The organism is Pseudomonas sp. TH21 (assembly GCF_016651025.1).
Taxonomy (GTDB): Bacteria; Pseudomonadota; Gammaproteobacteria; order Pseudomonadales; family Pseudomonadaceae; genus Aquipseudomonas; species Aquipseudomonas aylmerensis.
Map to the genome: position 1 here is coordinate 2,300,064 of NZ_JAEKEQ010000001.1, position 21,010 is coordinate 2,321,073.

Consider the following 21,010-nt stretch of genomic DNA (forward strand, 5'->3'; position numbering starts at 1 on the left):
TCGGGGTCTCTTAACGCATCACAAAAGGATCAGGCATCGGCGCCTGGGAGAGGTTGATCCACACCGTTTTCAGCTCGGTGTAGGCCAGCACCGAATCGATGCCGCTTTCGCGTCCGTAGCCGCTGTTCTTGAAACCGCCGATGGGCGCCATGGCCGAGACCGCGCGGTAGGTGTTGACCCAGATGATCCCCGAGCGCACATCCCGCGCCAGGCGATGGGCGCGGCCGAGGTCGCGAGTCCAGATGCCGGCGGCGAGGCCGAACTGCGAGTCGTTGGCGATCGCCAATGCCTCGGCTTCGTCCTTGAAACGGATGACCGAGGCCACCGGGCCGAAGACTTCTTCCTGCATGATCTTCATCGAGTTGCGGTCGCATTCGAACAGCGTCGGCTCATAGAACCAGCCTTCACCGAGATTCTGCGGGCGCTTGCCACCGGTGCGCAGGCGCGCGCCTTCGGCGATGGCATCGGCCACCAGGCCTTCGACCACGGCCAGTTGCTGCGCGGTGGCCATGGGGCCCATTTCGCTGGCGTCGTCCTGCGGGTTACCGATGCGGATGCGTTGGGCGCGCGCCACCAGGCGCTCGACGAACTCATCGTAGATCTCATCCTGCACCAGCAGGCGCGAACCCGAGACGCAACTCTGCCCGGACGCCGCGTAGATGCCGGCAATCGCGCCATTGATGGCGCTGTCGAGGTCGGCGTCGGCAAAGATGATATTCGGTGACTTGCCGCCCAGTTCCAAAGACAGCTTGGCGAAGTTCTCCGCGCTGCTGCGCACCACATGTCGGGCTGTGGCTGCGCCGCCGGTAAAGGCAATCTTGCGCACCAGCGGGTGGCGGGTGAGGGCAGCGCCGGTGCTCGGACCGTAGCCGGTGACCACGTTGACCACGCCCGGCGGAATCCCGGCTTCGAGGGCCAGGCGCGCGAGTTCGAGGATGGTCGCCGAGGCGTGCTCCGACGGCTTGATCACGATGGTATTGCCCGCCGCCAGGGCCGGTGCGAGCTTGATCGCCGTCAGGTACAGCGGGCTGTTCCAGGGGATGATTGCTGCGACCACGCCCATGGCTTCGTGCACGGTGTAGGCGAACAGGTCGGGCTTGTCGAGGGGCAGCGTGCCGCCTTCGAGTTTGTCGGCCAGGCCGGCGGTGTAGTGGAAGAACTCCGGCAGGTAGCTGACCTGGCCGCGCGTCTCACGGATCAGCTTGCCGTTGTCGCGGCTTTCCAGCTGGGCCAGTTGCTCTTTGTTCTCGGCAATCAAATCGCCCAGGCGACGCAGCAACTTGCCGCGCGCGGTGGCGGTGAGGCCACGCCAGGCCGGGCTGTCGAAGGCAGTCTGCGCCGCTTGCACGGCGCGCTCCACATCCGCTTCGTCGGCGTCGGGCAGTTGCGCCCAAGGCTCGGCCAGGGCCGGGTTGAGGCTGTCGAAAGTCTTGCCGGACAGGGCATCGACCCATTCACCGCCGATGCACATCTGGAAGCGTGCGAGTGTCATGCAACGATCCCCTTGATTGGATTGTTTTGGGCGTACACCGTGTCGAGGAAGCCCAGCAGCAGCTGGTTGACCAGGCGTGGCGATTCTACCGGCATCATATGCCGTTGTTCGGCCAGCACCGCAACGGTGGCGCCGGGAATACGATCGGCCAGTTGCCGGGCCATTTCCGGGGTCGAGCCCGGGTCGAGTTCGCCGGTGGCGACCAGGGTCGGCACGCGCAACCCCTTGAGGTCGTCGGCGCGGTACATGTCCTGGGTCGCGAACAGTTCGTAGGTGGTCAGGTAGCCCTGGGGGTCGTTGCCCGCCAGGGTTTCACGCAGCGCGGCGATCTGCGCCGGGTTGGCCGCCTGGTATTCGCGGCTGAACCAGCGCGACAGCGCGGCCTCGGCATTGGCGTCCGGGCCATGCTCGGCGGCCTGGGCAGTGCGTGCGATCACGCCGGCGCGCTGTTCCGGGCTGCGGTTGAACACACTGTTGAGCACCACCAGGCCTTGCAGGCGCTGCGGGTAATGCAGGGCAAACGCCCGGGCGACCAGGCCGCCCATGGAAAAACCGATCACCGTGGCCTGAGGCAATTGCAGGTGGTCGAGCAGTTCCAGCAACTGGTCGGCATAACCCAGCAGCGGCGTGCCGGCGGCCGGGCGCGGGCTGGCGCCATGGCCGAGCATGTCATAGGTGATCACGCGGTAATTCGTGGCCAGGCCAACGACTTGCCCGCCCCACATTTCTTTGTTCAGGCCCACGCCGTGGATCAAAACCACAGGCTGGCCTTGGCCGGTCGCCAGATAACTGGTGCCAGCCGGGGTGCGTTCAGCGGTGAGCCGAATCATGGAGCGCTCCTGCATACCTTTTTATTAGGGTGTTAGCCGCCGGGATTACTGGGCCTTTTCGGCGGCCAGTTCTTCCAGGTCGATATAACGGTTGCCGATCCGTGGGTGCAGGCGGCCGCCATCGGCGCAGCCCAGCACCACGACGATTTCGTCGGCACGCGGGGCGTCTTCGATCTGCATTTCCAGGGTGATGTAGTGCGAGCGCAGGCCTTCGTCGTCCTTGTGCATCATCGGGATCTGGATCGAGGTGCCAGGGCCGCCGCGCTTATTGGTGAAGCTCAGGTAGCTCTTGGCCTTGACCGCTTCACGGTAGTGATTGCCGAAGCGCAGGGTATGGATGATTGCGCTCGCGTGTTCGATCTCGCCATCGGCGCCCACGACGGCGGCCTTGCCATACGCTTCGATCTTATCGGCGCCGCCGATGATGCCCACCAGGCGCTCGACCATCAGTGCGCCGAGGTCGGAGCAATTGGCGCGGATCTCAGGCTTGAGGTCTTCGACGAAACCGCGACCCAGCCACGGGTTTTTCAACACGACGGCCAGGCCGACCATGGTCACCGGCGTGTCCGAGGCCTTGCCGCCTTCAATGAAGGTTTCTTCTACGTAACTGACGATCTTGCGAATTTCGAAACTCATGGGCTGCTCCGTCTGATGCGAGTGGATTTCGTATGATGGTATACCATAATACATAAAGCACAAGTGCAAGCGATGAGTTCGTGTGGGGCGAGGCGATGAGGGGGGCGTCAGCACTTGCGATGTTAATAAATGTTAAATCGAAAAATAACTTCACATAATCCGTTCATTGGTGGATGATCGACTGCAATTCCAATGCGGCTCGCCGGTGTAGCGCGAGCCGCCGTTTACCCCTGGAGTACCCCATGAATAATAAGAATGTCGGTGTGATCGGTCTGGGCGCGATGGGGCTGGGCATTGCCCGTTCGCTGTTGCGCGCAGGCTTTAATGTGCATGCCTGTGATGTGCGCGACGCGGTGACCCAGCAGTTCGCCAGCGAAGGCGGAGTGGCGTGCGCGTCGCCGGCGCTGATGGCGGATGCCTGTGATGTGATCATCACCGTGGTGGTCAACGCCGAGCAGACCGAAACCGTCCTGTTCGGTGAAGGCGGCGCGGTGGCGGCGTTGCGCCCGGCGAGCCTGGTGATCGGCTGCGCCACCGTGGCCCCGACCTACGCCGTCGAGCTTGGCCAGCGCCTGGCGGACCAGGGCCTGCTGTACCTGGACGCGCCGATCTCCGGTGGCGCGGCCAAGGCGGCGGCCGGCGAAATGACCATGATGACCTCCGGCCCGCAAGCGGCCTACGCCAAGGCCGAAGCCGTGCTGGCCGGCATGGCGGGCAAGGTCTACCGCTTGGGCGATGTGCATGGCCTGGGCTCCAAGGTGAAAATCATCAACCAGTTGCTCGCCGGGGTGCACATTGCCGCCTCTGCCGAAGCCATGGCCCTGGGCCTGCGCGAAGGCGTGGATGCGGATGCCTTGTACGAGGTGATCACCCACAGCGCCGGCAATTCCTGGATGTTCGAAAACCGCGTGCCGCACATTCTCAAGGCCGATTACACGCCGCTGTCGGCGGTGGATATTTTCGTCAAGGACCTCGGCCTGGTGCTGGATACTGCCCGCGCGAGCAAATTCCCGCTGCCGCTCTCGGCGACCGCGCACCAGATGTTCATGCAGGCCTCCAGTGCCGGTTTTGGCCGTGAGGACGACTCGGCGGTGATCAAGATTTTCCCCGGCATCGACCTGCCGACTGCCAAGCCTGAGCCTGTGTGAGGAACGCCGCATGACTAACCCAACGGCACGCCCCTTGCTGGGCTGCATCGCTGACGATTTCACCGGCGCCACCGACCTCGCCAACATGCTCGTGCGTGGTGGCATGCGCACGGTGCAAAGCATCGGCATCCCCAGCCGTGAAGTCGCGGCCGGGCTGGATGCGGACGCGATTGTGATCGCGCTCAAGTCGCGCACGACACCGGTCGCCGAGGCGGTCGAGGAGTCCCTGGCCGCACTGGCCTGGCTGCGCGAGCAGGGCTGCGAGCAGATTTTCTTCAAGTACTGCTCGACCTTCGACTCCACCGCCGCCGGCAATATCGGCCAGGTCAGCGAAGCTTTGCTCAAGGCGCTGGGCAGTGATTTCACCTTGGCTTGCCCGGCGTTCCCGGAAAACGGCCGCACGATTTTTCGCGGGCATCTGTTTGTGCAGGACCAACTGCTCAACGAGTCGGGCATGCAGCATCACCCGCTGACGCCGATGGGCGACGCGAATCTGGTGCGCGTGCTGCAAAGCCAGACCCAACTGCCGGTCGGACTGCTGCGCTATGACAGCATCGCTGCCGGCGTCGAGGCCATGCGCAACAAGATTGCCGAACTGCGCGCGCAAGGCGTGGGCATTGCCATCGCCGACGCGCTGTCGGACCAGGACCTCTACACCCTCGGCAGTGCCTGCGCCGACTTGCCATTGCTCACCGGCGGCTCGGGCCTGGCATTGGGCTTGCCGGGCAATTTCCGTCGCGCCGGCAAACTGCGTGATTTCGACGCGGCGGCGTTGCCAAGCATCAGCGGCGGCGAGGTTGTGCTGGCTGGCAGTGCATCGGTGGCGACCCTCGGCCAGGTCGCCGCCTGGTGCGAAGCGGGGCGCCCGGCGCTGCGCATCGACCCGCTGGCGCTGGCCGCCGGTGAGCCGGTGGTGGCCCAGGCGCTGGCGTTTGCCCAGGGCAGTGCACACACCGTATTGATCTACGCCACCAGCACCCCGGACGAGGTCAAGGCGGTGCAACAGCAGCTCGGCGTCGAACGCGCCGGCGCGCTGGTGGAGAATGCCTTGGGGGCGATTGCGGCGGGCTTGCGCGAGCAAGGCGTGCGACGCTTTGTGATTGCCGGCGGCGAAACCTCCGGCGCGGTAGTCAAGGCGCTCGGGGTCAACCTGCTGCAGATCGGCGCGCAGATTGATCCGGGCGTGCCGGCCACCGTCAGCAGTTCTGCCGAGCCGCTGGCACTCGCGCTGAAATCCGGCAACTTCGGTGGCCGCGACTTCTTCACCAAAGCCCTCGCGCAATTGGCCGGAGGTGCGCAATGAGCGGCACCGACGAGCAGGCCCTGCGCGAAGAAATCTGCGACGTTGGCCATAGCCTGTACCAGCGCGGCTACACCGTGGGCAGTGCCGGCAATATCAGCGCGCGCCTCGACGATGGCTGGCTGATCACGCCGACGGATGTGTGCCTCGGTCGCCTGGCGCCTGGCGCCATTGCCAAGGTCAACCTGAAGGGCGAGTGGGTGTCCGGGGACAAGCCGTCCAAGACCCTGGCCCTGCATCGCCAGGTCTACGACCGCAACCCGAGTGTCGGCGGCGTGGTGCATACCCATTCCACCCACCTGGTGGCGTTGACCCTGGCCGGGGTGTGGCGCGCGGACGATATCTTGCCGCCGCTCACGCCTTATCAGGTGATGAAAGTCGGGCACATTCCACTGATCGGCTATCAGCGCCCGGGTTCGCCCAAGGTCGCCGAGCAAGTCGCGCAACTGGCCAACCGCGTGCGCGGGGTGATGCTTGAACGCCTCGGTCCGGTGGTCTGGGAAAGCTCGGTGGCCAAGGCCAGCTACGCGCTGGAAGAGTTGGAAGAAACCGCACGGCTGTGGTTGATGAGCAACCCTCGGCCGGCGCCGCTGGATCAGGTGGCACTGGATGAATTGCGCGAGACGTTCGGCGCGCACTGGTAACCCGCAAGACACACCGCAAGTGCTGCCCGAGCGCCTGGTTTGACGCTCGACGGACCCGGCTTGCTTAAAAAAACAATAACAACAGGACTTACCCGCATGAGCCCATTGATTCTGATGTTAACCGCCGGCGCGGGCATCGCGCTGCTGCTGTTTTTGGTACTCAAATACAAATTCCAGCCGTTTGTGGCGCTGATGCTGGTCAGTATCGTGGTCGCGCTGGTGGCCGGGGTGAAACCGGCTGACCTGGTCGCGACCATCGAAGGCGGCATGGGCAAGACCCTGGGGCATATCGCGATCATCATTGCCCTGGGCGCGATGATCGGGCGGATCATCGAGCTGTCCGGCGGTGCCGAGGCCCTGGCCAAGTCGCTGATCGAGCGTTTCGGCAATAGCCGCACGCCGCTGGCCTTGACCATCGCCGGGTTCATTATTGGGGTGCCGGTGTTCTTCGAGGTCGGGGTGATTATCCTGATGCCGCTGGCCTATGGCGTGGCCCGCCGCGCGCGCAAGCCGCTGCTGGTGTTCGCCCTGCCGATGTGTGCGGCGCTGCTGACCGTGCATGCCTTCCTGCCGCCCCATCCCGGTGCCGTGGCCGCCGCCAGCCAACTGGGTGCCGACCTGGGCCGCGTGCTGATGTTCGGCCTGCCGATCACCGCGTTGCTGTGCTACATCGGCTACCGCGTGGCGGGGCGCATGACCCGCCGTTTCTACCCGATGACCGACGATATCCGCGCCGAAGTGTACGGCCCGCACGTGACCAATGAAGACTTGCGCGCCTGGACCAACGGCAACCCACAGGCGGTGCAACAGAGTGCCGTGGCCGAGTCGCACATGGGCCTGGAGGAATCCACCAGCGCCATCGCCGCCAAGCTGCCGGCGGCGCCTGCACCGGGTTTCGGCTTGATTGTCGGCCTGATTTTGCTGCCGATCGTGCTGATTCTGCTGGGTACCCTGGCGACCTCGTTGCTGCCGATCGAGTCGACCCTGCGTGGGGTCATGACCGTACTCGGCGCGCCGCTGGTGGCGCTGCTGATCGATACGTTGCTGTGCGCCTGGCTGCTCGGTTCGCGCCGGGGCTGGAGCCGCAGCCAGGTGTCCGACGTGATCGGCTCGGCCTTGCCGGGTGTGGCCATGGTGATCCTGATCGCCGGTGCCGGCGGCGTGTTCGGCAAGGTGCTGGTGGACACCGGCATCGGCGCGGTAGTCTCCGACATGCTGCGCACCACTGGCCTGCCGGTGCTGGCGCTGGGCTTCTTGTTGACCATGTTGCTGCGCGCGGTGCAGGGTTCGACCACCGTGGCCCTGGTGACCACGGCGGGGATCATCAGCCCGCTGATCGTGACGCTCAACCTCACCCCCAACCACATGGCGCTGCTGTGCCTGGCCATGGGCGGTGGCGGGCTGGCGATGTCGCATATCAACGACGCCGGCTACTGGATCTTCACCAAGCTTGCCGGGCTCAACGTCGCGGACGGTTTGCGCACGTGGACGGTGATCACCACGTTGCTCGGTACTTTGGGTTTCCTGATAACCCTGCTGATCTGGCCTTTTGTCTGAATCCTGGGAGCTTTTATGCCTCGTTTTGCTGCCAACCTGAGCATGCTGTATCCGCAACATGATTTCCTCGAGCGCTTCGCTGCGGCGAAGGCCGATGGTTTTGACGCGGTGGAATATCTGTTTCCCTACGACTACAGCGCCGAGGCACTCAAGCAGCGCCTGAGCGACAACGGCCTGGAGCAGGCGCTGTTCAACGCGCCGCCAGGCGACTGGGCTGCCGGGGAGCGCGGTATCGCCACGCTGCCGGGGCGTGAGGCCGAGTTTCGCAGCGGCTTCGACCGGGCGCTGGACTATGCCGCGGTGCTGGGCAATTCCCGTGTGCATGTGATGGCCGGGCTGTTGCCGTCGGAGTCCTTGCGCGAGCGTCATCACGCCGTGTACCTGGAGAATCTGGCCTACGCCAGCGCGGCGGCGGCCAAGGTCGGCGTCACGGTGCTGCTGGAGCCGATCAACACCCGCGACATGCCGGGGTTTTTCCTCAATCGCCAGGACCAGGCGCACGCCATCTGCCGTGAAGTTGGCGCGAGCAACCTCAAGGTGCAGTTCGATTGCTATCACTGCCAGATTGTCGAGGGTGACCTGGCCACCAAGTTGCGCCGCGACTTCGACGGCATCGGCCACATCCAGATTGCCGGCGTGCCGGACCGCCATGAGCCGGACCTGGGTGAGGTGAACTACGCGTATCTGTTCGAGCTGATGGATCAACTGGGGTATGACGGTTGGGTCGGCTGCGAGTACCGGCCGCGGGGCGATACGTCGGCGGGGCTGCAGTGGTTGCGGGACTGGAAGGTGCGTTGAGCTGGGGGGGGCGGCAGGCGAGGGAGGTGGGGTAGGTAGATCTCTAGCGCCCATGCTGCCGTCTTCGCGGCCTCGCTGGGGCTCGACGGCTCTCACAAGGGGGGCGGGGGCTGTGGGGATTTTTGTTTGGCAATGGAGATCACCAGGTGGGTGCTGGGTTGCTGGCGAGGGGGGCAGGTAGGTCTCTAGCGCCCATGCCGGCGTCTTCGCGGCCTCGCTGGGGCTCGACGGCTCCCACAGGGGAAGGGGCGGGGCTTTGGGGATTTTTGTTTGGCGATAGAGATCACCAAGTAGGGGCTGGGTTGCTGGCGAGGGGGTGGGTCAGGCGGGCGGCGGGTCGCTGGGTAGCATCAGTTCGATGCCACGCTTGCGGATGCCATCGGCGGCAGCCGGGGCGAGGGCGTCGTCGCTGATGATGATGTCGAACGGCTCCAGCCCGGTGATGCGGTACATGCTGAAGGTGCCGTATTTGGAACTGCTCGCCACCAGCACGACCTGGGACGCAGACTGCATCGCCACTTGCTTGACCTCGACCTTCAACGCCGAGGGCGTGGTGATGCCGCGGTGCAGGTCCCACGAGCTGGTCGACACGAACGCGATGTCCGTGACCACCTGGCGCAGGGTGGCCACCGCCAGGCCGCCGACCGAAGAATGGTTGTCATGGTCGAGTTGCCCGCCGGTGTGGATCACCGTCACCTGCGGCGCGTCCATCAAGGCCTGCACGATCCCGAAATCGTTGGTCACCACGGTCATCCCCGAAAGCGCCTTGATATAGGGCACGATCTCCAGCGTGCTGGTGCCGGCATCCAGGTACACCGTCATGTCCGCGTGCAGCAGCCGCGCGGCCAGTCGCGCCATCGCCTGCTTCTGCGGCAATTCGACGACGGCTTTGGATTGATGGCTGGGCTCGCTGTGCAGCTGGCTGGCAATACGTACCCCACCGGTCACCGAATACGCGCGGCCGTCCTGTTCCAACAGGGCGATGTCGCGGCGCACGGTCATGTGCGAGCAGTCGAACATCTCCATCAACTGATGCACGCTGAGCACTTGATGCTTGCGCAACTGGCGCAGGATCAACTCACGCCGCTGCTCGGGAATCATCGGGGCGCTGCTGTCGGGGGCAGTGTCCTTGGGGTTGGGCATTGAGGCTCCGGATCGATCTGACTATGGGCGGGCAACTGCTGCACATAGTAGCGAATACGCGCGGCGTTCGCCTGCTCCCTGCAGGCGATTGCCGCGCATGGCCGGTCAGAACTTGAAGCGTCCCACCAGGCCCTTGAGCTGGCCGGAAATATCGGTCAGGCGACCCGAACCGGTCTGCGCCGAATGCGCAAAGCCTTCGACCAACTGCGCATCGGCGTGGATCTGCGCGATGTGCCGGTTGATCTCCTCCGCGACCTGGTGCTGTTCCTCGGCGGCGGTGGCGATCTGGGTGTTCTGGTCGCGGATCGAATCCACAGAGCCACGGATCTTGTCGAAGCTGTCGCGCGCCTGCTGGATGCGCTCCACGCTGGTGTGCGACACCAGCAGGCTGCCTTGCATCTGCTGGGTGACTTCCTGGGTGCGGCGGGCGAGGTTGCCCAACAGGCTGTCGATCTCGCCGGTGGAGTCGGCGGTGCGCCGTGCCAGGGCCCGCACCTCGTCGGCAACCACCGCGAAACCTCGGCCCTGGTCACCGGCGCGCGCGGCTTCAATCGCGGCGTTGAGCGCCAGCAGGTTGGTCTGTTCGGCAATCGAGCGAATGGTGTCGAGGATGGTGTTGATGTTTTTGCTGTCCTGCTCCAGCTGCTGCATGGTCTGGGTCGAGCGCTGCAGGTCTTCGCTGAGCTTGAGCACGCTGCCGGTCGCTTCGCCGATATGCTGCTGGCCGTCGTGCACGTCGCGATAACCTTCATCGGCGCTGGTTGCGGCGGCGCTGCAGGAGCGGGCGACTTCGTTGGCGGTGGCCACCATCTCGTTGAAAGCGGTGCTGACCAGTTCCACCGCTTCGCGTTGACGGCCGGCGGCCTGGTTCATGTTGTGCGCGACTTCGCTGGTGTCAGCGGCGGCGGTCTGCAGGTCGGAGGAGGCATTGCCGATACGCTGCACCAATTGCGCGATCATGCCCAGGAATTGGTTGAACCAGCCCGCGAGGGTGGCGGTTTCGTCCTTGCCCTGCACCGTGAGCTGGCGTGTCAGGTCGCCTTCGCCTTCGGCGATCTCCTGCAGGCCGTTGGCGACCCCGCGAATCGGGCGCACGATCACGCTGGCAAAGCTGGCGCCGACAATCGCGAAGACCACGGCGAGTGCTGCCGCAATCGCAGCGATCAACCACGTGAGGCTCGTCGCACCGGCCATCACTTCGTCGCGCTTGATCAGGCCAATGAAGCGCCAGCCCAGGTCCTTGGAGCTGACCACGTTGGCCATGTAGACCACGCCATCGATGTCGACCTGGGTCACGCCGTCGCCGCGCTTGGCCAGTTCGGCGTAGTTGGCGCCGAGATCGGCGAGGGGCTTGAAGTTGTGCTTGGCGTCGCTGGGGTCCACCAGCACGTTGCCGTTAGCTTCCACCAGCATCAGATAGCCGCTGTCGCCCAGCTTGATGTTGCGCACCAGTTCGGTGAGCTGCTTGAGTGACACGTCCAGGCCGACCACGCCGAGGATGTTGCCGGTGGCATCGGCCACGGTGTGCACGGTGCCAATCAATACCACGTCGTCCGGCGCCCAGTAATACGCACCGGTGCGCACGGTTTTGCCCGGCGCGGCGATGGCCGCCTTGTACCAGGGGCGCACGCGCGGGTCGTAATTGTTCAGTTTGGTGTCGTCCGGCCAGCTGGCGTAGCCGCCGTCGCTCAGGCCCAGGGACAGGTAGGCGGTGCTGGGATGGCTTTTGGCGAACTGGTCGAAAATATCCAGCAGGTCTTTGTTCGTGGGGGTGAGGGGGATTTGCGCGGCGTCGGCGCCGGCGTAGTTCTTGAGGTCCTTGGCCGCGACAACGCGCGGGTCCTTGGCCACATAATCGACGTTCTGGCTGATGCCATCGAAGAACTGCTTCATGCCATTGTCGATCTGGCGGATCTCGCGGCCGCTGCTGTCGAGGAAATTGGCCAGGGCCCCCTCGCGCACATTCAGCACCACCAGGACGGCCACCAGGATGACCGGCAGGCACGCGATGGCCGCAAAGGCCCAGGTCAGCTTCTGCTTGATATTCATGACTTCACCCGCGGGTATTTATAGTTTTGGCAAGGGGAAAACAGTAGCGTCGAGCGTCGCATGTGTTGTTATCGGGGAGGTGCTGCCCATGCGTACCCCCTGTATATCGACTGCGCGGGCACGCACTTGAGGCCGAAGTGGGCGGTCAACCGATCCGGTCGCCACCCAGCGCATCACGCTGCATGGACTGCAGGTTTTTCTCGATGGTTTCGCAGATGGTTTCCATCTGGATCTGGTGCTCGCTGGAGTTGAACGGGCTTTGCAGGTCGGTGCCGATGCGCTCGATGGCCAGCAGCATGAAGCCCACCACCGTGGAGGCCAGCGGTGTGAACCAGCCCAGGGATTCGACCAGGCCCACCGGCACGATCAGGCAGAACAGCGAGATAAACAGGCGCGGAAAATACACGTAGGGGTAGGGCAGGGGCGTGTTGGCGATCCGTTCCATGCCGCCCTGGGCGTTAGACAAGTCCACCAGGGTCGATTCCAGCCGCGCCAGGCGGATGCTGTCCAGGTGCCCGGTCTTGTATTCCCTGGCCAGCAGCGCCGCCGAGCCGGTCAGGATGTCATTGGCAAAATTGTTGGTGGCGCCGTTGCGCGCGAACTCTTCGGAGGGGATAAACGCGCGCACTTCTTCAGGGCACGGCTCGCCCTTGAGGTGCGCGGCCAGGCAGTTCACGTAAGCCACATGGCGACGCAACAGCGTGGCCTTGACCGGGTTCACTTCGCCGTCGGGGTCGTCCAGCAGGGTCAGCACCTGGCGGGCGAAACTGCGCGAATTGTTGACCATCGCCCCCCACAACGTGCGGGCTTCCCACCAGCGGTTGTAGGCGCTGCTGTTACGAAAACTGATCAGCACCACCAGCGCCGAACCCAGCAGCGTCAGCGGCATCAGCGGCAGGTTGATCTTGGTGGTCAGGAACAGCATGAAGTCCACGGTGACGGCAACGTCCCACAGCAACAGCCAGAACAGGGCCCAGCCCACGTAGCCCATGGTCTTGATGATCAGGCGGTACTTTTTGATGATGGCGGCTTTCAAACGAGAACCTCGCGGCGGCGGTCGGCGACAGTGCCTTAGCTCGGACGCCGGCTTACGGGGAAGGTTCGCCGCAGCGACTGAAACGGTTAAGCCATCGGGGTCTTTTTGGAACAATTTTGGTAGCGACGGTGTCCCCTGCGCTAATCACGATAGATTGCGCCCAAGGCAAAACGCCATTATCGGTGCTGCAATTGAGATCAGTGAATCCAAGTTGTTTGATCAGGGCTCTTTCTCATGTGCAGTGGTTCGTTGAAGTTGGCGATGGAACAGTCGGCGCGGGCGTTCGAGCGCCATGTGGATTTTGAAGCGTGTATTCGTACCCATTATTCGATCTTGCTGGAGTGCTATTCAAAAAGACCCTTTTTCTACAAGACCGCACTCAAGTTCAGTCGCTTGATGGTGTCCTTTACGTTACTGAGCACGTATTTCTCCAAACCGGTGCCATTGCTGTCCGAGGTGAAAGAGTTTTGTATGGCGCGTGGGTTCTGTTCCAGAAACAGCCTGGAGTCGATCTTTCTGCTGTTCCGGGCGCTGGGGTTCATGACGGTGTCCAGGCATGCGGATGACAGCCGTTTGCGGGTATTCAGCCCGTCATCCCAAGCCTGCGAGGAGGTCAGGCAGATGCTCACGTCGGTGGTCGAGCCGCTGGGCGTGATGTGCCCGGAAACCGCAGTGTGCGGCTCAATGAACGGGTTGGATGATCGCGCCTATCTGGCACGTTATTTCAAAGGGTTTTCGGTCCTTCTGAGCCATAACGTGACCATTGACCTGTTGATGCCCGACTGTTACTGGCTGGTAAAGCGCGATGCCGGGCATATGTTGATGCTGGCGATCTATAACGATGCGTGTGCGCTGGATTATCAAGGGGCAAGTTTCAGGTCTTCGTCGTACCTTTCCATCGCTGAGCAACTCTCGGTGTCCAAGACCCACGTTATTCGTCTGGTGCAAGAGGGGGCCGACCGGGGCTATTTCAAGGTTCATTCCAAGACACTGCTTGAAGTCCTGCCACCTTTTATCGTGTTGGTAAGGCGGTTCATGGCTTATTCGTTTGCGACCTGCCTGCACAGTCTTCAACTGAGTCATGTCGATAACAAAGCGGCCACTCATGCACAGGGAGTGACGGGATGCCAGCTAATGTGAAACTCAGGCCACGGATGCAAAGGCTGTTGTCGCCCGCCATTGCCCAGGCCGAACTGATCGGGATTTTCGCCTGGCTGGCGGTGTTGCTGGTTGATCGCGCAGAGATGTTCGGCTGGCCGGTCGCGCTGGTCACGATGGGTCTGTGCGCGGTGTATGGGGTCCACCGGGTGGTGACTCAGTATGTGCTGTGGCGGGCGCTGGGCGTGGCCTACATGGTGCTGCTGACCGCAGGTTTTGCCTATGTGGTTCACACCCGCCCCGCGTTGCAGGTGTTCGCCTTGCCGCTGGCCGTGACCTTGGTGATGAGCAGCGCAATCCTGTTTATCGTGGTCCAGGATTTTCTGTTCTGCGCCGCTGTGGTCTGGTTGCTGACGTGGCCCAGCATTCAACTGAGCCTCTATGAAGGCGTCGATAGCTACGTGGTTATCTTTTGCGCCGCGTCGGTGGCGATCGGCTTTATCTTGAATGTCTATTACCTGAAAAACCTGCGCTCCGTGTTACTGGTCGAGAGTGAGTTTCGGGAATTGGCCGAGACGGATTATTTGACCTCCATCCTGAACCGGCGAGCCTTTATGGAGAGTTTCGCCAAACTGATTGAGGCCGGTGATACCGGTTACTTCATGATGTTGGATATCGACAGTTTCAAGTTGAAGAATGACCAGTTCGGCCATGACGTCGGCGACAGGATTCTCTGCGCGATGGCCGCGTGCCTGAAATCCACCCCCGGCAGCCACAGTTTCGGCAGGATTGGCGGTGAGGAATTTGGCGTGCTGCTGGTGGGCGATGACTCTGATGTCGCCAGCGATTTTGCGCTGCGGCTATTGCATGGGATTCGCTACAGTGTCGCACCGCCCCATCACTACACCTGCAGTGCGGGCATGACGCGTTTTACGGCTGGGGACGATATGTCGGCGGTCCTCAAGCGTGCCGACCGCAATCTCTACGCCGCCAAGGGCAACGGCAAGGACCGCGTGTATTTGGATGGCGCGCCGGTCTGCCATGGAGTGCCTTAGCTCGGACGCCGGCTTGCGGGGAAGGTTCGCCCTGAACCAGAAACGTTTAAGTGGCGTGCGCTTCGGTTGAGGTGGAAGGAGGGCACCATGCTATGCTCTGGAAGCTAATTGAGGGATTTCAGATGACTAAAACAGCCGATATCAGTATTGCCAGCCACGTGCGCCGCCTGGCCAGGGCTCATCATGTTACAGCTGAGCGTGATGGCATAAGCCGAATGGCTGCTGCGATTACTAGCCTGGCTGGCGATGTGGTCGAGTTGGATGGTGTGGAGCAGTTGTTGGTCAATCTCAAGAGGAAGGGTGTTCTGAGCAAATCGGAAACCCTGGCGCTTCAGGGCAGCTATCTCCAAGAGAAGCGGCGCTCCAAGAAGAAGTTAAGCGCATGAATTTTGATCCATTCGGCGATTTTGAGACCGCTGGGTACCTTCAAAATGCTCTACAGCTTAAAGATCCCATCGAAGTAAAAGAGTCAGAGCATCTATCGTTCGAACTGAGCATGGAAGACGCGCTTCGGTACTTGGCCCAAAAAAAGTATCGATTACTCGTCCGTGCTCAAAGTGCACGAGCTCCTGTTCTCTGATTTTTATCACTGGGCGGGTAAGGATCGAACTGAGCTTGTTCCACATCTTGCCGTTTTCAAAGGTTCTCAAGACGATCCACACCATACCCCGTTTGAGCATCCGGCATCGATCAAACTCTCCGTCGACTATGCATTTGAGCTGGCGTCGAACAAGAAGCGCTTCAGGGAGCGCCCTGGTGACGTCATGGGCCAGTTGGCATTCGCGCATCCTTTTCTCGATGGCAATGGGCGCACGATTCTGCTGGTTTTCATGGAACTTTGTTATCGAGCCAAGTTCGCCATTGAATGGTCAAAAACCAACAAGGATGATTACCTCCGGGCACTCAGTGCGGAAATCAAAGAGCCGTTTAAAGGGCATCTGAATGATTACCTGCAACCCTTCGTGGTCGATATTGCACATCGTGACGAATGGCCAGGAATGATAGGTGGTCTAAAAGGTTTGGATGGGCTTGATAAGGAAAGGATTACCTACGAAAGCCTTGATAATCCTGAGGTTCAAAAGATTTACACAACCTACAGAGCGCAATCGCTCGCTGCGCCTTCATCCAAAAAATAGGACCACGATGTCCAGAGTTGGCGTGATTTCCGATACCCATGGCCTGCTGCGGCCTGAAGCGGTGGCGGCCTTGCAGGGATGCGAGCAGATCATCCATGCCGGCGATATTGGCAGCCCTGAGATTCTTGAGCAGTTGGCACAGATCGCACCCCTGCACGTGGTGCGTGGCAACAATGACCAGGACGCGGCGTGGGCGGAGCAGGTGCCCGACCATCTGCTGCTGGATGTGGACGGATGGCGGACGTTGGTGGTGCATGACATCGCCGACGTACCCGCCTTACTCGACACGCCTACGCGGCTGGTGATCACCGGCCATTCGCACAAGCCCCTGATCGAATGGCGGGGCGCAACGCTGTATGTGAACCCCGGCAGTGCAGGGCGGCGGCGCTTCAAGTTGCCGGTGACGTTGGCGGTGCTGGAGGTGCAGGAGCTGACGATCGAGTCGCGGCTGATCGCGCTGCTGGACTGAGCCGGCTTTTATCGTTGCGTCAGGATGCTCTGCAACAATCCCGGAAACCGTTCCTCAAGCACCTCGCCGCGCAATGAATTCATATGGGTAGTGCCCACGCTGCGGGTGTGTACCAGGCCGGCATCGCGCAGGACCCGGAAGTGGTGGGACATGCTGGACTTGGGACGCCCGCCGTCCAGTTCGCCGCAACTGGCCTCGGGCACGCCGGCCAGGCAGCGGACAATCTCCAGGCGCACCGGATCACTCAGCGCGTAGAGCAGGCGCTCGAGTGTCAGGTCTTCAAGGGTGGGGTGTTTAAAGGCTCGCATGAAACGAAGCATAACAGGGGGGTATCATCGAATACCATAGTTCGATTACCATCGAACTATCGAATCACTCACTCGCTCCTGGAGTCCCCCATGTCCGCCTTGTTCGAACCCTACACCCTCAAAGACGTCACCCTGCGCAATCGCATCGCCATTCCGCCGATGTGCCAGTACATGGCCGAAGACGGCATCGTCAATGACTGGCACCACGTGCACCTGGCCAGCATGGCCCGTGGCGGTGCCGGCCTGTTGGTGGTCGAAGCCACGGCAGTCGCGCCGGAAGGCCGCATCACCCCCGGCTGCGCCGGCCTGTGGAGCGACGCCCACGCCGAGGCTTTCGTGCCGATGGTCAAGGCCATCAAGGCCGCCGGTTCCGTGCCGGGCATCCAGATCGGCCACGCCGGCCGCAAGGCCAGCGCCAACCGCCCATGGGAAGGCGATGACCACATCCCGGCTTCCGATGCCCGCAGCTGGGAAACCATCGCGCCGTCGGCCATCGCGTTCGGTGCCAACCTGCCCCAGGTCCCACGCGCCATGACCCTGGACGACATCGCCCGGGTGCGCCAGGACTTCGTCGACGCCGCGCGCCGTGCCCGTGACGCTGGCTTTGAATGGATCGAACTGCACTTCGCCCACGGTTACCTGGGCCAGAGCTTCTTCTCCGAGCACTCCAACCAGCGTACCGACGCCTACGGTGGCAGCTTCGACAACCGCAGCCGTTTCCTCCTGGAAACCCTCGCGGCGGTGCGTGAAGTCTGGCCGGAAAACCTGCCGCTGACCGCGCGTTTCGGTGTGATCGAATACGACGGCCGCGACGAACAGACCCTTACCGAGTCCATCGAACTGGCCCGTCGTTTCAAGGCCGGTGGCCTGGACCTTCTGAGCGTCAGCGTGGGCTTCTCGACCCCCGACGCCAACATCCCGTGGGGGCCTGCGTTCATGGGCCCGATCGCCGAGCGCGTCCGCCGCGAAGCCGGTATCCCGGTGACCTCGGCCTGGGGCTTTGGCACCCCGCAACTGGCAGACGGCGCATTGCAGGCCGGCCAGTTGGACCTGGTGTCGGTCGGCCGAGCACACCTGGCTGATCCCCATTGGGCCTACTTTGCCGCCAAGGAACTGGGCGTGGAGAAGTCGTCCTGGACCTTGCCTGCGCCTTACGCGCATTGGCTGGAACGCTATCGCTGAGGCGAACCGCCTAGCCGGCGACGGGCTCAATCAAGCCGGGCCAGTCGTTGCGTGTATTGCCCACCGCAGTGCCGACCTTGAACCATTCAAACACTTCGCTGGGTTCGCCCTGGAACAACAGCAACTGCTCGGCACGCGCTCGCGGCGTTGCCGGGTCGAGCCATTCACGCGCCAGCGCCGGATTGAGCACCACCGGCCGCCGGTCGTGAATGTCGACCATGCCGCCGGCGCTGTCAGCGGTGATGATCACAAACCCGTCGTGCTCGCCCGCGCCTTCATCGGCGTCGGGCAGTTGGCCGATGGCGGCGCACAACACCGGCGCGCCGTCCCGGCGACGGATCAGGTAGGGCTGCTTTTTCGGGCCGCCTTCGTCCACCCATTCAAACCAGTTGTCTACCGGCACAATGGCGCGGTGCGGCCAGATCGCGCGGAAGAAAGCCCCCTGGGCGACTTTTTCCACGCGGGCATTGATGGGCGCCGCACGGTCCCTGGCCCAATGCGGGCGCCAGCCCCAGCGCACCCGATCGGCGTGCAGCACATCCTGCTCTAGGTGCAACAGCGCAACCGGCGTCGACGGCGCGACGTTGTAGCGCGCCTGGTCGCCTGCGTTATCGACCCAGGCATTGGGCATGCTCAAGGCCGCGACAAAGTCATGAATGCCCCGGTACTGCGTCAATCGTCCGCACATGGCTGAACCCTCCGGCTAAGCCTTGAGCGTAGACGCTGACGGTGTAACGGCCCAACGGGTGTCAGGCCTCGAACACCGGCCGCGAGGAGCGCTCGATTGCGGCCATGGCCTCGGCCTGGCTCATCAGCCCGGACGCTTCCAGGATCGACAGCAGTGAACGCCCCTGTGCCACCGATTGGCGTGCCAGCTGGCTGACGCGGGCGTAGCCCAGCTGCGGCACCAAGGCGGTGGCGACGGCCATCGACGCGGTCAGGTGCTGCTCGTTGCGCGACGTATCGGCGGTGATCCCGTTGATGCACTTTTCGCGAAACCGCTGGATGCCCTGGGTCAGCAGCGCAATGCTGTCGAACACGCGGGACGCCACCAGCGGCTCATAGTGGTTGATCTCCAGCTGGCCCGCCTGCACCGCCTGCGCCACCGCCGCATCGTTGCCGATCACTGCAAAGCTCAGTTGGATCATCGCCATCGGCAGTACCGGGTTGACCTTGCCGGGCATGATCGAGGAGCCGGCCTGGGCCTCGGGCAGTTTCAATTCGCCGATCCCGCCCACCGGCCCGGACGATAGCAGGGTCAGGTCCGAAGCGATCTTGGCCAAGGATGCCGAACACGTGCGCAGCTCGGCGGAGACCCGCGAAAATACATCCATGTTCTGCATGGCATCGAAGGCATTCTCCGGGGCCTGGTACTCGATGCCCGTGATCTGCACCAGATGCTGATAGACCGACGCGCGATACGCCGCCGGCGCGCCGAACCCGGTGCCAATGGCGGTGCCGCCCAGAGGCAGGGTCCGCAGTTTTTCACGCACGGCCGCCAGCTCCGCACCGAGGCGATGGGTGAGGGCGGCATACCCGGAAAACAGCTGGCCCAGGCGCATCGGCTGGGCGTCCTGCAGGCAGGTGCGGCCCAGGTGCAGGACATCGGCAAATTGCTCGGCTTTCTGGTCGAAGCGGGCGGCCAACTGGGCCACTTCATCGATCAGCGGCCCGAGCATCGCGTGGGTGGCGATCTTCAGGGCCGCCGGGTAGACATCATTGGTCGATTGCGAGGCATTGACGTGATCGTTGGGGTGCACCACCTCGTATGAACCCGCCGCGTGCCCCAGCAACTGCTGCGCGCGATTGGCGATGACTTCGTTGAAGTTCATGTTGGTGGAGGTGCCGCCGGAGCCTTCCAGCAGATCGACGATCAGCGAGTCATCGCAGCGGCCGGCGATCACTTCGCCACAGGCCTGCACAATCGCCTCGCACTGCGGCTGGGCAATAACGCCGCAGCCGCGATTGGCCAGGGCGGCTGCCCACTTGCACTGGGCAAAGGCGTCGCGAAACGCCGTGTAGTGGGCGATGGTCAACGGTGACACGCTGAGGTTGTCGAACCCGCGTACCGAGTTGACCCCATACAACTTGCCTGCGGGAATGTGCACCTCACCGACGTAATCGGTTTCCAGTCGTGCAGCGGCAGCATCAAAAGTACTCACGAGCATCACCTTCTTCTATTTGAATTAACGCCTCCACCCCTGTGCCCAGGGTCTTGAGCCTGGGCAGGAAGGAATGGAGGATCACATTGCGCGCCGTTTCGCAGGCATCGGCGAAAAAGGCGCTGTATTCATCACGTCGCGCCACCAGGTACAGCGAGCGCTCCAGGTGCAGGTCCGGGGTGAGGTGCGCGGTCACTTTGTCCACCCACGAAGCGGCCTGCAGAAAACACATCGGGCTGGTCACCGCCCAGCCGATGCCCTCGGCGACCATCGAGGTCAACGCATCGGCGTTATCCAGTTCCAGGCGGTTGGGCACCCGCACATTCAGGCTGCGCAGGTGGCGCTCGATCTGCAGGCCCACCTGGGACATGCGGTTGAAGCGCACCACCGGCAGCACGTTGGCCAGCGCGCGCACATCCTCGATCGAGTTGATCTCGCTGCGCAGCTGGTTGGGCGTGATCACAAAGTACTTCTCTGAAAACAGCCGGTAGCGAATCACGTCGTTGGCGTCCATCAGCGGGTCGCTGGTGACGATCAGGTCGAGGTCGCGGCGCAGCAGGGACTCGCCTTGCTGCGGGCTGAGCCCGGTGCGAATCGACAGCTGCGCCACCTTGCCGAGCAATTGCCGGGTGAACACCGAACCGCAGGTGGCGGCGAAGGAGTCCACCAGGCCGATGCGCAGGTCCGGATTGACGCCGCGCCCGGCGTCGATCACCTGGGCCTTGAGGTGGGACAACTCCTCGCTCAACACCGAGCCGCGATTGCGCAAGGCCACGCCGAACGCGGTCAGGGCCAGCGGGCGGGTGGTGCGGTCGACCAGCACCACGCCCAGTTCGTCTTCCAGCTGGCGCACCATCTGCGACACCCCGGACTGGGAAATGCCCATGCGCGTTGCAGCGCCCGACATGCTGCCTTCCTCGGCCACCGCGATGAACACCTGGACCGCATACATGTCGATAAGCCTGTT

The 21,010-nt window shown here is 63.0% G+C and carries 19 protein-coding genes and 3 pseudogenes; 11 read left to right on the top strand and 11 right to left on the bottom strand.

The window, feature by feature from the left end:
• Positions 1 to 10 precede the first annotated feature (10 nt).
• The 3 genes from JFU04_RS10375 to JFU04_RS10385 are packed head-to-tail and all read right to left on the bottom strand — an operon-like array spanning position 11 to position 2,958.
• Positions 11 to 1,492 (bottom strand): aldehyde dehydrogenase, encoded by a 1,482-nt coding sequence (locus JFU04_RS10375; RefSeq protein WP_106804429.1) that lies wholly within the window; start codon positions 1,490 to 1,492, stop codon positions 11 to 13.
• A complete protein-coding gene (locus tag JFU04_RS10380; RefSeq protein WP_065905753.1) occupies positions 1,489 to 2,322 on the bottom strand; it encodes an alpha/beta fold hydrolase in 834 nt (277 codons plus the stop codon). Before JFU04_RS10380 ends, JFU04_RS10375 begins: the two co-directional genes overlap by 4 nt.
• A 45-nt stretch (positions 2,323 to 2,367) precedes the next feature.
• Positions 2,368 to 2,958 (bottom strand): amino acid synthesis family protein, encoded by a 591-nt coding sequence (locus JFU04_RS10385; protein ID WP_201144000.1) that lies wholly within the window; start codon positions 2,956 to 2,958, stop codon positions 2,368 to 2,370.
• 173 nt (positions 2,959 to 3,131) lie between these two features.
• Here JFU04_RS10385 and ltnD point away from each other — a divergent pair, with 173 nt between their 5' ends.
• From ltnD to otnI, 5 genes are all read left to right on the top strand, one after another.
• Positions 3,132 to 4,106, top strand: a complete 975-nt coding sequence (ltnD, locus tag JFU04_RS10390) for an L-threonate dehydrogenase (RefSeq protein WP_342389437.1) — start codon at positions 3,132 to 3,134, stop codon at positions 4,104 to 4,106.
• Between the two features lie 10 nt (positions 4,107 to 4,116).
• Complete coding sequence (otnK, locus tag JFU04_RS10395) at positions 4,117 to 5,409, top strand: 3-oxo-tetronate kinase (protein WP_201144001.1); 1,293 nt, start codon at positions 4,117 to 4,119, stop codon at positions 5,407 to 5,409.
• On the top strand, positions 5,406 to 6,050 hold the full coding sequence (gene otnC / locus JFU04_RS10400; RefSeq protein ID WP_201144002.1) for a 3-oxo-tetronate 4-phosphate decarboxylase: 645 nt from the start codon (positions 5,406 to 5,408) through the stop codon (positions 6,048 to 6,050). The genes otnK and otnC overlap by 4 nt, the downstream gene beginning before the upstream one ends.
• Positions 6,051 to 6,146: 96 nt before the next feature.
• A complete protein-coding gene (locus tag JFU04_RS10405) occupies positions 6,147 to 7,607 on the top strand; it encodes a GntT/GntP/DsdX family permease (RefSeq protein WP_201144003.1) in 1,461 nt (486 codons plus the stop codon).
• 15 nt (positions 7,608 to 7,622) lie between these two features.
• Positions 7,623 to 8,405, top strand: a complete 783-nt coding sequence (otnI, locus tag JFU04_RS10410) for a 2-oxo-tetronate isomerase (protein ID WP_106804420.1) — start codon at positions 7,623 to 7,625, stop codon at positions 8,403 to 8,405.
• Positions 8,406 to 8,726: 321 nt separating this feature from the next.
• Here otnI and JFU04_RS10415 read toward each other — a convergent pair whose 3' ends face one another.
• The 4 genes and pseudogenes from JFU04_RS10415 to JFU04_RS10425 form a co-directional block, all read right to left on the bottom strand.
• On the bottom strand, positions 8,727 to 9,548 hold the full coding sequence (locus JFU04_RS10415) for a DeoR/GlpR family DNA-binding transcription regulator (RefSeq protein ID WP_065905775.1): 822 nt from the start codon (positions 9,546 to 9,548) through the stop codon (positions 8,727 to 8,729).
• Positions 9,549 to 9,653: 105 nt separating this feature from the next.
• Positions 9,654 to 10,196: pseudogene (locus tag JFU04_RS30605) on the bottom strand (methyl-accepting chemotaxis protein); the annotation flags it as partial.
• Between the two features lie 318 nt (positions 10,197 to 10,514).
• Positions 10,515 to 11,597, bottom strand: a pseudogene (locus tag JFU04_RS30610) (HAMP domain-containing protein); the annotation flags it as partial.
• Positions 11,598 to 11,742: 145 nt separating this feature from the next.
• Entirely contained in the window at positions 11,743 to 12,633 is an 891-nt protein-coding gene (locus tag JFU04_RS10425; RefSeq protein ID WP_065905778.1) for a bestrophin family protein, read from the bottom strand.
• 261 nt (positions 12,634 to 12,894) lie between these two features.
• Here JFU04_RS10425 and JFU04_RS10430 point away from each other — a divergent pair, with 261 nt between their 5' ends.
• From JFU04_RS10430 to JFU04_RS10450, 5 genes and pseudogenes are all read left to right on the top strand, one after another.
• A complete protein-coding gene (locus JFU04_RS10430; protein WP_201144005.1) occupies positions 12,895 to 13,773 on the top strand; it encodes a hypothetical protein in 879 nt (292 codons plus the stop codon).
• Positions 13,758 to 14,786 (top strand): GGDEF domain-containing protein, encoded by a 1,029-nt coding sequence (locus JFU04_RS10435; protein ID WP_201144006.1) that lies wholly within the window; start codon positions 13,758 to 13,760, stop codon positions 14,784 to 14,786. Before JFU04_RS10430 ends, JFU04_RS10435 begins: the two co-directional genes overlap by 16 nt.
• Before the next feature lie 122 nt (positions 14,787 to 14,908).
• Positions 14,909 to 15,172, top strand: coding sequence for a hypothetical protein (locus JFU04_RS10440; protein WP_201144007.1), 264 nt, complete (start codon positions 14,909 to 14,911; stop codon positions 15,170 to 15,172).
• Positions 15,169 to 15,922 (top strand): annotated as a pseudogene (locus JFU04_RS10445) (Fic/DOC family protein). Before JFU04_RS10440 ends, JFU04_RS10445 begins: the two are co-directional and overlap by 4 nt.
• A gap of 7 nt (positions 15,923 to 15,929) precedes the next feature.
• Complete coding sequence (locus tag JFU04_RS10450) at positions 15,930 to 16,391, top strand: metallophosphoesterase family protein (RefSeq protein WP_201144008.1); 462 nt, start codon at positions 15,930 to 15,932, stop codon at positions 16,389 to 16,391.
• Positions 16,392 to 16,399: 8 nt separating this feature from the next.
• Here JFU04_RS10450 and JFU04_RS10455 read toward each other — a convergent pair whose 3' ends face one another.
• Positions 16,400 to 16,699: an ArsR/SmtB family transcription factor gene (locus JFU04_RS10455; protein ID WP_242485888.1), complete on the bottom strand. Its 300-nt coding sequence runs from the start codon at positions 16,697 to 16,699 to the stop codon at positions 16,400 to 16,402.
• A 90-nt stretch (positions 16,700 to 16,789) separates the two neighbouring features.
• Between JFU04_RS10455 and JFU04_RS10460 the strand changes: the two genes are divergently transcribed.
• Positions 16,790 to 17,881, top strand: a complete 1,092-nt coding sequence (locus tag JFU04_RS10460) for an NADH:flavin oxidoreductase/NADH oxidase (protein WP_201144010.1) — start codon at positions 16,790 to 16,792, stop codon at positions 17,879 to 17,881.
• 10 nt (positions 17,882 to 17,891) lie between these two features.
• Here the strand turns inward: JFU04_RS10460 and JFU04_RS10465 are convergent, their stop codons facing one another.
• From JFU04_RS10465 to JFU04_RS10475, 3 genes are all read right to left on the bottom strand, one after another.
• On the bottom strand, positions 17,892 to 18,569 hold the full coding sequence (locus tag JFU04_RS10465) for an SOS response-associated peptidase (RefSeq protein ID WP_201144011.1): 678 nt from the start codon (positions 18,567 to 18,569) through the stop codon (positions 17,892 to 17,894).
• A gap of 61 nt (positions 18,570 to 18,630) precedes the next feature.
• Positions 18,631 to 20,043 (bottom strand): aspartate ammonia-lyase, encoded by a 1,413-nt coding sequence (locus tag JFU04_RS10470; RefSeq protein WP_201144012.1) that lies wholly within the window; start codon positions 20,041 to 20,043, stop codon positions 18,631 to 18,633.
• Positions 20,030 to 20,995 (bottom strand): LysR family transcriptional regulator, encoded by a 966-nt coding sequence (locus JFU04_RS10475; protein WP_242485889.1) that lies wholly within the window; start codon positions 20,993 to 20,995, stop codon positions 20,030 to 20,032. The genes JFU04_RS10470 and JFU04_RS10475 overlap by 14 nt, the downstream gene beginning before the upstream one ends.
• Positions 20,996 to 21,010 lie beyond the last annotated feature (15 nt).